This is a genomic window from Pseudoalteromonas sp. Isolate6, assembly GCF_022398435.1.
Taxonomy (GTDB): domain Bacteria; phylum Pseudomonadota; class Gammaproteobacteria; order Enterobacterales; family Alteromonadaceae; genus Pseudoalteromonas; species Pseudoalteromonas galatheae.
Map to the genome: position 1 here is coordinate 1 of NZ_JAKEVK010000127.1, position 13,214 is coordinate 13,214.

At 43.4% G+C, this 13,214-nt stretch carries 11 protein-coding genes; 4 read left to right on the forward strand and 7 right to left on the reverse strand.

Annotated features, from left to right (window positions below; genetic code table 11):
* Positions 1-23 precede the first annotated feature (23 nt).
* On the reverse strand, positions 24-929 hold the full coding sequence (nhaR, locus tag L1D50_RS15600) for a transcriptional activator NhaR (RefSeq protein ID WP_138523723.1): 906 nt from the start codon (positions 927-929) through the stop codon (positions 24-26).
* Positions 930-1,069: 140 nt separating this feature from the next.
* On the opposite strand from nhaR, the gene L1D50_RS15605 reads away from it, so the two are divergent.
* Positions 1,070-1,414 (forward strand): hypothetical protein, encoded by a 345-nt coding sequence (locus L1D50_RS15605; protein WP_138523721.1) that lies wholly within the window; start codon positions 1,070-1,072, stop codon positions 1,412-1,414.
* A 158-nt stretch (positions 1,415-1,572) separates the two neighbouring features.
* Here the strand turns inward: L1D50_RS15605 and L1D50_RS15610 are convergent, their stop codons facing one another.
* On the reverse strand, positions 1,573-1,857 hold the full coding sequence (locus L1D50_RS15610; RefSeq protein WP_128725370.1) for a hypothetical protein: 285 nt from the start codon (positions 1,855-1,857) through the stop codon (positions 1,573-1,575).
* 119 nt (positions 1,858-1,976) lie between these two features.
* Positions 1,977-2,864 (reverse strand): LysR family transcriptional regulator, encoded by an 888-nt coding sequence (locus L1D50_RS15615; RefSeq protein ID WP_239966363.1) that lies wholly within the window; start codon positions 2,862-2,864, stop codon positions 1,977-1,979.
* Between the two features lie 147 nt (positions 2,865-3,011).
* Between L1D50_RS15615 and L1D50_RS15620 the strand changes: the two genes are divergently transcribed.
* Positions 3,012-3,728 carry a haloacid dehalogenase type II gene (locus L1D50_RS15620; protein ID WP_138523738.1) on the forward strand — a complete coding sequence of 239 codons (717 nt, stop codon included), beginning with the start codon at positions 3,012-3,014 and terminating at the stop codon, positions 3,726-3,728.
* A gap of 225 nt (positions 3,729-3,953) precedes the next feature.
* On the opposite strand, the gene L1D50_RS15625 is transcribed toward L1D50_RS15620, so the two are convergent.
* Positions 3,954-5,474, reverse strand: a complete 1,521-nt coding sequence (locus tag L1D50_RS15625) for an aldehyde dehydrogenase family protein (RefSeq protein ID WP_239966364.1) — start codon at positions 5,472-5,474, stop codon at positions 3,954-3,956.
* A 158-nt stretch (positions 5,475-5,632) separates the two neighbouring features.
* Here L1D50_RS15625 and L1D50_RS15630 point away from each other — a divergent pair, with 158 nt between their 5' ends.
* Complete coding sequence (locus L1D50_RS15630; protein ID WP_239966365.1) at positions 5,633-6,544, forward strand: AraC family transcriptional regulator; 912 nt, start codon at positions 5,633-5,635, stop codon at positions 6,542-6,544.
* Here the strand turns inward: L1D50_RS15630 and L1D50_RS15635 are convergent.
* From L1D50_RS15635 to L1D50_RS15645, 3 genes are all read right to left on the reverse strand, one after another.
* The gene (locus tag L1D50_RS15635) at positions 6,480-7,997 is read right to left on the reverse strand and encodes a trehalase family glycosidase (RefSeq protein WP_239966366.1); all 1,518 of its coding nucleotides are present in this window, start codon (positions 7,995-7,997) and stop codon (positions 6,480-6,482) included. The genes L1D50_RS15630 and L1D50_RS15635 overlap by 65 nt on opposite strands.
* 8 nt (positions 7,998-8,005) lie before the next feature.
* Positions 8,006-9,268 (reverse strand): MFS transporter, encoded by a 1,263-nt coding sequence (locus L1D50_RS15640; RefSeq protein WP_239966367.1) that lies wholly within the window; start codon positions 9,266-9,268, stop codon positions 8,006-8,008.
* A gap of 128 nt (positions 9,269-9,396) precedes the next feature.
* Positions 9,397-10,398, reverse strand: coding sequence for a LacI family DNA-binding transcriptional regulator (locus tag L1D50_RS15645; RefSeq protein ID WP_239966368.1), 1,002 nt, complete (start codon positions 10,396-10,398; stop codon positions 9,397-9,399).
* Between the two features lie 254 nt (positions 10,399-10,652).
* On the opposite strand from L1D50_RS15645, the gene L1D50_RS15650 reads away from it, so the two are divergent.
* Complete coding sequence (locus L1D50_RS15650; protein ID WP_128725377.1) at positions 10,653-12,905, forward strand: TonB-dependent receptor; 2,253 nt, start codon at positions 10,653-10,655, stop codon at positions 12,903-12,905.
* Positions 12,906-13,214 lie beyond the last annotated feature (309 nt).

Sequence of the window (13,214 nt, forward strand, 5' to 3'; positions counted from 1 at the left end):
GTTTTGAATTTAGAAACCTTTATTCAGCTTGCAAATAATGACGCTTTAGCAGCTTCGAAAATAGCGGCAATAGCAGGGTGTCGGATTTTTCTTTCCGCCGAAATTGCATAAAATTTTTGCTTTACTTCAGGCAGAGTACCGAAGGCCTCAACATGAAAAGTTTCAACAATACTCTGTGCTATTGCAGATGGCATAAAAAAGGCGCCTAACCCTGATTGTCCAAATGACTTAAGTAGTGCGCTGTCATCAAATTGTGCCACGATATTTGGACGAATATTCTTATCACTCAGCCAAAAGTCGAACTCTTTTCGGATTTCATGCTGATTAGTAGGTAGTAGTAAGGGCGCTTCACTTAGCGAATTAGGAAAATCTTTGCGGTACTGCTCAGCCAAAGACGGGGCAGCAAAAAAAGTAATGCCACTCTCCCCAAGAAAATGATTGTAAGCTTTAACGCTCAAAGCACCTGTAACCGGCACATCACTTAACACTAGATCAACTTTGTGTACTGCCAGATCAGCCAGTAAACTTTCGACCGGCCCCTCCAAACTAGTTAACCTAATTTCATGATCTATGGTCAATGCAGGCGCTATAATCTTATGCACTATTGTTTTGGGTAACCCGCTAGATGCAGCCACAATAAAGTCAGCGGGCCCAACCGTACCGCTTCCTCGGATCACATCACCCAGCTCATTCCCAAGCTCAAAAATCTCATCAGCATAACGCAGGACGAGATGCCCTGTATCGGTCAAGCGTAACCCTCGGCCTTCTTTTTGAAAAAGCGCGCAGCCAATACGCTCCTCAAGAAGGGATAATTGTCCACTGATTGTCTGCGGAGTAATATTGAGTTTTGTACTTGCTCTGGCGATACTTCCCTCGTGAGAGACAACCCAAAAATACTTCAAGTGCTTGTAATTGATCATATCTTGCATTGACACATTCCTTACAATAAAGCTCGTTTTATTCGAACTATATACATATAACAAACGATTTAAATTTAATCATTACAAGTTATACGATTTGATTTAAAGAAATGATTTTCAGCGAAACGATAGCCAAAGAAAGAATATGAGTGTCAAAAATGATAGTGATCTTTAATGGAGCCCAAACGCCAAATCTTGCCAGTAATGAGATCCAGAGCAGAATTGAAGCGAAGGTGCGGCTGGCGTTGGGAAGATATGAAAGTGACATAGAAAAAGTCAACATTCAGCTTGAAAAAATTGACTCAGAGGAAAACGAAAAAAAAATACGATATGTCTGTATGATTAGAGCAAAATTAACCTCAAAAAAGCAGATAGAAATCTCTGAAACAGCAAGGCAAATTGAGGTCGCAATTAGCGCTTGCATTCGTAGAATTGGTCGGTACGTAAAACGCGCCTTCTATCTACCAGACAACGCCAAAAGACATATTCGCTGAGCATCAGATTCTGTGCATTAGGAGACAGATATTGAGGTGAGCATTGTTAGGGATTAACCCTATCGTGAGACAACCTTGAAAAATATCCGAATTTCCCACCAATAGAAACTCGGATTATGGCTGTATATAAACACTAAAGATATTAAGTTCAGTAAAGTCTATATTGTTACCACATGCCATTGGTATGCGAGGCTAGCGCCAGCCAATGAGCATGCTAATAAAAAGTTCATTACCTCTTTTGAGCTAAGTGAGCGAGACTCCCGAGAAAAATGCTTAGCATGTAATCTCATACCTAGTGGTTGCAATTCTTTTTCATGCTTTGGCAATGCAATTAATCCAGCAAATAGCATAACTAAACAAAGCATATAACTACCTTGCACGATAAAGAATAGAGTAAGTGAAAATGCGGTGATAGAAAAAATCCAAGAAATGAATTTAAACATAGCAGCTCCGTTTGCTATCAGTGTTACCAGTTCGATTTTACAATCATCAAGCTGGCTAGTTTCTAATTTTAATACAGAGTTTAGAGCTATTAGTTTAAAAGCACAAGCAGACTAAAGTATTAGCCCTTATTTTCGAACAATTCCTTCATAAATTCATAGAATGCCTCTGCCTTGCGTGTCTTCAGCGAGTGCTGTGGCCTGACAAACCAAATAGGTGCGTCGCCACTTTCGAGACAACCTGGAATAATAGGCACTAACTCACCCCGTTTTAGGTTATCTCTGATGGCGATGTGAGATTTAACTGCAATACCGTGGCCAGCCAAGGCGGCAGAAGTCATGTTGTCTGAGTTTGAAATCGTAAAACGAGTTTTTGCGTTAAAGTGTACAATTCTACCATTTGGTTCTTTTAACTTAAATTCTCGTTGCCAAGGTAAGCATACAAAAAAGTGATTTTGTAATTCGCTGATATTTTCAGGCATGCCATAGCGGTCAATATAGCTCGGCGCTGCACATAATATCCGGTGGTTATCGCATAGCTTTCTCGCCAATAACCCCGAATCAGCCAGCTGCCCAACACGTATCGCAACATCTTGAGCACCTTCAACTATGTTTACAAACTGGTCATTGATCAGGAAATCGAGTGCTAACTGTGGGTGCGCTTGCTCAAATTGACTAAGATTTGGCATCACAAATTGTGAAAACACCCAAGGCGGCATAGTGACACGAAGTAACCCACTCACTGCTGAGCCCCTTGCACCTATTTCATGCTCAGCATCATAAAGCGCCTCTAATATATGCTCCACCCTCTCTCTAAAAGTACTTCCGGCAGGGGACAATGTTAGCGTACGACTATCTCTAAACAGCAAAGTCGTGCCTAAATGTTGTTCTAACTTATTAAGACGATGACTAACTGTCGCAGGCGAGAGCCTCAATTGCTTCGCAGCATTAACCACTCCTTGATGCTTAATAATAGCTAAGAATGTTTCGAGTTCAGCGATTGAATACATGTCGATTTAGTTTTTTCGAATCTTACTTTCGAATATGCGCGCTTTGTTTAAATTTATCAAATAAATATACTGCTTCTCATCGCAACTAAATTGGAATTATCAATGAAACGCACCTTAATTAGTCTATTCGTTATGTTAGGAAGCCTAATGCCGAATATTAGCCAAGCCAACTCAAAGGTTGAACGCCCGGAAGTTATTTTCTTCGATGTCAATGAAACCTTACTTGATTTAGAGTCAATGAATAAACCAGTTAGCCAAGTTTTGGCGGGTGATGAGTCCCTATTACCCCTTTGGTTTTCCACTATGCTACATCACTCGTTAGTGACTACAGTAAGTGGTGATTATCAAGATTTTGGCAAGATAGGCGTTGCCGCGCTACAGATGGTTGCAAAAAACAAAGGCCTAACGATAACTGACGCACAAGCTAAGCAAGCAATTGTGCCCGCCCTGCTCTCTTTGCCCCCGCATCAAGATGTCATTCCAGCGCTAAAACGGCTCAAACAAGCAGGCTTTAAACTCGTGAGTTTAACCAATTCATCGAATGCAGGAGTTAAAGCGCAGTTTGAAAATGCCGGTCTAATTACCTATTTTGATCAACGCTTGAGTATTGAAGATATTAAAGTGTATAAGCCCGACCTTAGAGCCTATGAGTGGGCGTTACAGCAACTAAATATTCGCCCAGATCAAGCGCTAATGGTGGCGGCTCACGGCTGGGATGTTGCCGGCGCTAAAGCCGCGGGCATGCAAACTGCGTTTATTGCAAGACCACAAAAGCAACTTTATCCACTGGCAAAGGCACCAGATTACGTGCTGACTGATTTAACAAGTTTGGCTGATGAACTCACCACTTCTGAAAACGAGTAGTATTAAAAAATATCCGTAGGCAACCTGACACTAGCAGATAAAAATGGTAAAGGCATATCGGGACTTGAACTAAATCGGCTATGTGAGCCTTCTTGCACCACCAGCGTGTCTGGTAAAGGGCTCAAACGTAGGATAGTGTTTGCGAATAGACAACTTAGCCTTATGACTGATTAATTGAGTACTGCCAACTTTGTCAGTACTCAATTAATAGAATAACTTAGGTTATTAGAAAAACCCTAAAGGACTGGTGCTATAGCTCACCAAGAGGTTCTTGGTTTGTTGGTAATGATCCAGCGCCTTTTTATGAGTTTCTCTGCCAATGCCTGATTTTTTATAACCACCAAATGCCGCGTGCGCAGGATACATATGATAACAGTTAGTCCAGACGCGACCCGCTTCGATTTGGCGACCAAATTGATATGCGCGATTCATATCTCTAGTCCACACCCCAGCACCTAAACCAAACTCAGAGCTATTCGCCAATTCCAACGCCTCCGCTTCATCTTTAAAAGTACATAAAGAGATCACCGGACCAAATATTTCCTCTTGGAATACCCGCATTTGGTTATGCCCTTTTAACAGCGTCGGCTGAATATAAAAGCCTTTATGATAACCCTCGCCAAGCTCTGCGACTTCGCCACCAATTAACACTTCAGCCCCCTCCTTCTTGCCAATATCAATATAGCTAAGAATTTTATCAAATTGAGCTTGTGAGGCTTGTGCACCAACCATGGTTTCTGTATCAAGCGGATTACCGCGTTTAATCGCCTTGGTGCGTTCGATGACTTTGGCTATAAAGTCATCGTATATATCTTCTTGCACGAGCAATCGCGATGGACAAGTACATACTTCTCCTTGGTTAAAGTAGGCCAGCACCGCGCCTTCAATACACTTGCTTAGGTAATCATCGTCAGCTTGCATCACATCACTAAAGTAGATATTGGGCGACTTACCTCCCAGCTCCACCGTTGAGGGAATGATATTTTCAGCGGCACATTTTAGGATGTGAGAACCCACAGGAGTCGAGCCTGTGAACGCAATTTTTGCGATACGTGTACTCGTAGCAAGCGCTTCACCTGCCTCTTTCCCAAAACCATTCACAACATTAACCACGCCACTTGGTAATAAATCAGCGATTAGTTCCATCAACAACAAAATAGACGCAGGCGTTTGCTCCGCAGGTTTTAGCACTACGCAATTCCCAGCTGCGAGAGCGGGTGCCAGTTTCCAAGCGGCCATAAGTAGTGGAAAGTTCCATGGGATGATCTGCCCCACAACGCCCAGAGGCTCATGAAAATGATAGGCCACTGTTGACTCATCAATTTCACCAATGGCTCCTTCTTGAGCACGAATGCAACCTGCAAAATAGCGGAAATGATCAGCAGCAAGCGGTACATCCGCGGCTAGCGTTTCACGTACAGCTTTACCATTATCCCATGTCTCGGCCACCGCTAGGTATTCAAGGTTTGCTTCCATTCGGTCTGCGATTTTGAGTAATATATTGCTTCGCTCAGTGACCGAAGTTTTACCCCACTCAGCCTTTGCGGCATGGGCGGCGTCAAGTGCCAGTTCAATGTCTGCATTATTTGAGCGCGGGATCTGACAAAACACTTCGCCATTAACAGGACTAATATTGTCGAAGTACTGACCGTTAACGGGTGGCGTCCACTCACCGCCAATAAAGTTTTGATATTGAGACTTAAAGCTGACGACTGCACCTTCAGTATTTGGGTTTGCGTATATCATTTTTACCTCTGCAACTTGTGTTATTTATTTGGGCTTCATTCGTCCCAGTTTTGTTTTTACCAATATTTGACATTAGCCAAATTCACCTTTAAAAACTTAACTTAGGGTCTCGGAATGTATACGCACAGTCCAAAAGTAACCGAGAAGGAGTGCATTGTTTGCAGATCTCTAAACATCGCAGTCGTGTCGAACGCTTAGTTGAAAACAAGATAAGTTTTGCCGCCAATCACGTAGAGCTGAGCGTCTATGACACTTACGAAAGTACCAATGGAGTCAAACTCGCCTCTAATGAAGTGTTGTTTTGTGCAATGATCACGGGCAAAAAAGTGATGCACGTAGACAGTTGTGACTATCACCAGCCCTTTTTACCTCATCAAAGCTTCGTATTGGCACCAGAACAAACCGTATTTATAGACTTTCCCGACGCCAGCTTATCCGCTCCCACCACCTGTTTAGCAATTGAGATCAGTCGAGAGAAAATTAATACCGTGAGTGAGAAGTTAGCGCTTTCGCTTCCTAGTGATTTTAATTATCAAAAGCAGCTGGTTCACACCGAGCATAACTGGCAAACCCAGCACTGCTTGGGGCGATTGCTCCATCTGTTCAGTGAGAATGAGGCTGAGCGGGGGTACTTTATCGATTTGGCAATGGACGAACTAATTGCAAGACTACTACAGCAACAAAGCCGAGATCTGCTGTTAGGCGCAGTAAAACAAACACCAGATCAAAACGGTTTGTATCAAGCGATGCATTATTTGGAGACGCATTTAGACGAGCCATTAGATGTAGAAAAGCTCTGTAAAATTAGCTGCATGAGTAGAAGCCGCTTTTTCAATCAATTTAAAAAGTCATTTGCGACGACGCCACAGCAGTGGCTCCAAGCACGAAGACTAGCTGAAGCAAAGGCAAAACTAAAAGCAGGAATTCAGATCACCACAATTAGTTTTGCACTCGGCTTTAAACATCCAAGTCAGTTCAGTCGAGCGTTTAAACAAGCCTTTAATATCACGCCAAAGGACTATCAACTTCAGGCACTAAAAGCCGATAAAAACGACTGGTTACTCCGTTAGTCCAGCCAAAACCCTGTTGCACCACGTATTCTCCGCCACTTGCCTGTTTATCCGGTTCAACCACATTATACTTCTCAAGCAAACAGCCGATTTGCTCAAAGCCGGTTTCAACAGCATAAAGCCATGCTTGCATAATCTTATTCGCGAGTTGATTTTGACCATATGCCCTTAAACCTGACACTGCAAACCACTGCAGTGGTGCCCAGCCATTAGGACTGTCCCACTGCTGTGAAGTAGTGACTAAGGTACTAACCAATCCACCTTGCTGCAAAAACTCTGCCTCGAGTTTTTTGCCAATATGCTCTGCCTGCTCGGGTGTAACCAGCTCAGCAAACATAGGCACAACGCCCGCTAGAGATTCAACTGTGGTACGCGCATAATCATTAAGATCCACATCGAAAAACCAGCCTTTTTTATCACACCAACAATATTTCTGTATCAGTGCACTGCGATTTGACGCTAAATTGGCATAGTACTGAGCTTGCGTTAGCTCGTTTAATTTCTCAAAACACCGCGCGATTTGCGACTCAAGCAATACCAGCAGTGCATTTAAATCCACAGGGATAATGTCCGTCGTACGAATGCTCGCTAAATCGTCAGCGTTTGCTAACCAGCGGCTACTAAAGTCCCACCCCGACTCACAAGCCGCACGAATGTGCTGATAAAACGTTTCGCTGTCCGTAACCGCTGCGGCTAATTCTATATCCTCAATAAAAGACTCTGGTCGCGGTGCTGCAAGCGGATCCCAGTAGCGATTCAGTTTGCCCCCACACGGCATGATTACGACTCGGTACTGCGCTTTTTTATCCGTGCAACTCAAACCCTCTCCGGTCTGCCAAAACTGATGTTCTTTCAGTAATGCCTGAGTAACTCGCGACAGCCACTGCTTATCATGAGACTTTTCCTGCCACAGTAAATCAACCATTAATGCCGTTACAGGTGGCTGGGAGCGACTTTGGTAATAATCTCGATTACCGTTAGGTACATGTCCAATACGATCAATAAGACTCACAAAGTTATCTAACATTCCCTCTACGAGATCGCTTCTGTTCGCATCCAAAAGCCCGAGTGCCGTAAAGTAGCTATCCCAGTAATAAATCTCGTTAAAACGTCCACCCGGTACAACATACTGATGGGGTAAAGGTAACAAGGAACCTTTAGCAACGGTGCTCGGCTTTCTAGATAAACGCGACCACAGCGCACTGATATACTGCTGCGCACTAGTAAAGTCTGGTAAGGCATCTAACTCTTTGTTGGCAACAAAGTCAAAATGCGCATGCACAAATCTAAGTAACGCCTCTCCCGTCGGCTTTTGCATCACATACTGGTTCTCTATCTCTACGAGCGGAATTTTTGCGATGGCATCTGCAAAAACTTTACTGTCTGAAAACAAACCAGCGCTTTGCACCGCCTTGAAAATCTCTGTGGAATAAAAGTTTGATTGGTACTGCATGTAAAACCTCAGCTCACCTTTTGTTGATTTGGCGTGTGAGCATGATTTGATTGGCTAGACTCACTCATCGATTTAAAAAAATATAAACATACAGCAATCACCAGCATGGGAATAAGTGCCCCATAAAACGCTTGTTGACCGCCAAAATGTTGAAATACTAAACCTGTGATCATTGAACCCGTGCTACCACCCAGCGCTGAAAATACAACGATTAGCCCTGTCATCGAAGCGTGCTGTGTAGTGGGTAAACTACTTAGCATTACCGAATTAATCACTGGATAAATAGGCGCCATAAAAAGACCGATCAGCGGCATGAGAAAAGCCACGAGGGGTGCGTCAAATAACGAAGAAATAAGCGTTTTCTCAATACCCTCAGTCATAGGTAAGGTTAAAATCACTAACCCCGCCATAGCGGCAAGACAAACATTTAACACCACATACCAATGTACTTTGGTTAACACAATGCCAGCACCTAGCCGACCGAGTGCTAAGCAGGCAGCAAAAACACTGGTAATTTGCACGCTAATGTTCACCGGTAATGACAGGATCTCATTATTAAAAGTAGGCAGCCAAGTGCCTATACTCTGCTCTATCAATACGTATAAAAATGCGGAAATCACAAATACCAGCACAAGCGGCTTAGCAACAAGCTTTAGCATCACCATAAATGCAGAGACACTAGACTCGGTGGCTTGCGTTGGCTCTGGCTTTGCAATTGGGGAGATCCAAACGATAAATGCAGTAAAAGCACTCAGAACAGCTAACACGAAATAGACGTTTAACCAGCCAAGAGAGTTATCGCCGTTGTCAATAAACGCCGCAAAAATCCAATAACCGCCGAGGACCCCCAACATAAACACGCCTTCAATGAAATTAAGCAGGCTTGAATGCTGGTTGCTCCCTTCAGTAACTTGACCAACCAGCGCATAAACCGACACTTTAACCACCGCAAATGCCGCCCCTACAGAAGCAAATACTAATTTAAGAATCCAAAACTCAGCGACCATAGGAGTGATACTACAAATTAATGCTACGCCCGCGAGCACTGCAGTCAGAGCGATCTTAAACCCAACCCTGGGGATAACCGACGCAACCAGAAATGAAACGATGGCGATAGGAAGATCTTTAAATGCCTCTAGCGTGGCGGCCTGGGCTTTTGTAATACCAAAACTATGAATGGACTGCAAAATGACCGTCCCTACACTATTTAGCAAAATAGCGAATAGGAAGTAACTAACGGCCATGGCAAGTATGATACGTGCTCGGTTCATTGTTATTCTCGTTAAAACACTGTGATTTCTTTTTAGTCTAGACAGACTTTTTCTTTTTTGCAATCGTTTGCATTTTAAATCACAACGAGGCTATATAAGCTAATGATTATTATAACAATTGTTAAGGCTTAACTGGATTGTCTGATAACCAATGAGGAAGGAATCTCTTGAGAAGTAGTTTTCTCACCACTTAGCTGAGAGAGTAGCTTCTCCACCAATAACTGCGCCGCCGCATTAGTGTCTTGTTTAATAGTCGTAAGTGCTGGAAAGCTAATTTGTGCCATCGCAATATCGTCAAAGCCAACAATTCGAACGTCATTGGGCACGCTGACATAACGCTCTTTTAGGGCTTTTAGTACCCCAAGTGCAACCATATCACTACAAGCAAATATCCCATCAAAGGTTAATCCTTGCGCACGCAACAAAGCGTTTATACTCGCGTAGGCTGCTTCTGAGGTAATATCGATTTTAACCATTTTCGCTTCTACTTGAGCTTCTTCTACCGCATGGCAAAACCCCCGATAGCGCTCACCAAGTTCAGCATGACCTGGGTCGCCCATAAACAGAAGTTTAGACGCACCCTTGGCTATTAAGTGCTTCGTTGCGCTAATACCACCAATAAAATTATCACTACCAACGATAGGGTAATTTGCAGAAGTTTTAGGGTCGCCCCACACCACGATTGGCGTTCCTGCTTTTGCGGCCCGCTCGATTCGTGCTTGCTCTTTGCCTTGCCCTACGACGATAACTCCATCAGCTCGGCGCCCGGAAATAAAGTAGCCATGCCAGTCCTCCCCCGCCATATATGAATTGGAGAGCAGTAACTCGTAACCTTTTCGATTCACTGCACGATTTATATCGCTCACTACCTTAAGTAAAAATGGGTCGTCAACGGATTGTTTGGTTTCAGCTTCGAGATTAATAATAACAGCGATGACTTTGGTTTTTTGCATCCGTAAGCGACTAGCCGCTGCGTTGATACTAAAGTGATGCTCTTTTGCAAGCGCCTGAATACGCTCTCGAGTTTCCTTTTTTATCAGTGGGTTATCATTGAGTGCACGGGAAGCTGTGGAGGTAGAGACTCCAGCTAACCTTGCTAGATCAGATAGCTTTAATTGTGTAGTTCCCATCGCAAACCTCTTAATAAACGCACTTAATAGCACTGCTATTCTTACAATTTTTTGATAATTAGACCATAACTAATTGAATCCCTTAATCTAACTGAGCAGAAAAGAACACCAATCAAGCTATATTTGTAATGCCTTACATCATTTTATGACAAAATTTTAAACAACATTATTGCAAACGTTTGCATTAAGATCTATTTTAAAGAGTAGACAGTCGTTAAATACCAGTTTATGACAACAACAAGAGGGCTTTAGCCGTGATAAAAACGAACTCCTTAAGCTTGATCGCTGCTGCTATAACGCTTGCGTTAAGCACATCAGCTCAGGCTGAGCAAACACCGAAAGATAATAAAGAGAAAGTAGAAACCATCATTGTGTCAGGTACACCAGGTGGCGCAGGGATCAGAAAAATTGATGCAAGCTTTGCTGTAACTAATATCGATGCAGTGCAAATTGATAAGCTCGCTCCCAAAAGCACAGCTGACTTACTGAAAGCGGTACCAGGGATCTGGGTTGAAAGTTCAGGTGGAGAATCCGGAGCTAACGTTTTTGTTCGTGGTTTTCCAGGTGGTGGTGATGCGCCATTCTTAACAGTTAGTTTGCAAGGCAGTCCAATCTATCCTGCACCAACACTCTCATTTTTAGAAAACACGTCGATTTTCAGGCTCGATGAAACCATCAGCATGATGGAAGGGCTGCGTGGTGGACCAAATCCAGTGGTATCTAATGGTCAGCCGGGCTTAACGACGAACTTTCAACTTAAACGTGGCCAAGCCGATACCGAAGGTACATTTAAATATACCACCACAGACTATGGCCTAAATCGTATTGACGGCGTGTTAAGTGGTGAGATCTCCGATGACCTTTATTATATGGTTGGCGGCTATATCAAACGCTCTTCTGGGATCCGTGATGCGGGATTTACCTCAGAAAAGGGTCATCAATTTACCATTAACCTAACTAAAGAGTTTGCTAATGGTGAATTTAATCTTTATACCCGTCAAACTGATGACACTGGCGCATGGTACCTACCAACTCCCCTTAATGTTGAAGGTGTAGATGCCGGTTTTACTCAACTAGGCACAAACAATCGCAAAGCAACTATTTATTTTGGTGAACACAACACCACGATGAATGTAGATATAGGGGATGGTCGTGGCTGGAAGGGTCACGTGTCAGGCGGTAGTTTGAAAGTAAATTTCGACAATGGTTGGCAACTAAACGACCGCTTTAGTTTAACGCAAGGAGATGCTAATACAATAGGCCTAGTGCCTGCTGGCAGCGCAATGCTTTTAAGTGATGTAGCGGACAATGGCGAAACAGCTACTGGCAGTGTCACTGGTAATGAGTATGCTGGTGATACAATGGTGCAGCAGTATGGTCGCTGGGTTGTATTAAAAGATATCGAAGCTTTCACCAATGACTTAGCTCTAAGCAAAACCTTTGGTGATTGGTCAAGTGCCTTTGGTATTTATACTGCAACTACCTCTGCAAAAGACTGGTGGAGCTTAGGTAATACCGCCTACCACGTTTTAGAACAAGGTGGCGAGGTGTTAGATGGTATCGCGTGTAATAGCGATGTTGCGGGCTGCGCCTTCAACTACGACATTAACAGTTCTGGTGATGCGACAACGTGGGCCATCTACACCACCCAAAGTTACCAAGCAACGGAAGCCCTTAAGTTAGATTTAGGCTTACGTAGCGAGCAGCACGAGGTTGAGTATTCAGTCGACGAAGGTTTAGATGGAGCTATCACCAAAGCGGTTGACTATGATGAGCGTAAGACTTCATGGACCTTAGGCGCTGACTATAGTTTGAGCTTAGATTCAGGTGTTTTTGTGCGTATGAACAAAGGCTACAAAATGCCTTATTTCGACGACTTCAGAGACAACTATAGCACCTATGAATCGGGCGAGTCGCTGATTAAAGAAGTCACACAAGCAGAGCTTGGCTATAAATATATGGGTGAAACTGGCGACCTGTTTGTTACTTTATTTACCAATGAAGTGAAAGGCGACACGTTTGTAAGGCGCCCAGGCGTACCTGCAGAAATTCTCACCAATGAAGCAACCGGTGTAGAACTTGATTACAGCTATAACCATGAATCGGGTTTATCGATAAACTTGAATGCTACTTGGCAAGACACTGAAATTACTGAAAGCCCAACAAATGAGGGAAATAAAGCACAGCGCCAACCTGATTGGATGCTGCGCGTTACACCAAGCTACGACTTTGAAGTATCGGGTATGTACGCCACCTTATATGGCACACTCTCAGCCGTAGACGACCGTTTTGGCGATAACGAAAATACCGTCGTGTTAGAGGGCTATGAAAAGCTCGATGTTGGTCTCATTGTAGAGCCTACTGAAGGCGTAAAGCTACAACTAGCGGTAGATAACCTTACTGACAAGCAAGGGATCACCGAAGGGGATCCACGTAACCCAGATTCACCTAACGGCCGATATATCATGCCAAGGAGTGTAAAGTTTAGCGTTGCGTATACGTTCTAGCTGCTGTAACTAAGTATTCGACATAGCGCTACCTATTTGTACTATTATTAACGTGGTAGCGCTTGCAGATAATTTCAAATTATCCGTTGGCTGTTTTCAAGTACCTTCGAAATGTACTCTCGCCCCGACATCACCAATACGTGAAACATCAGTCCATATTGAATTAGCTCCTCATACTATCCCTGTTATCTACTGTGGCAAATGCAAGAATAACACATTCAGGAATCCCTATTATCGAATTTAAAACTTCCTTCTTTACGAAAACTAAACGATGAGCGATATTATTGCACCAAATGTTAATGCAATGAA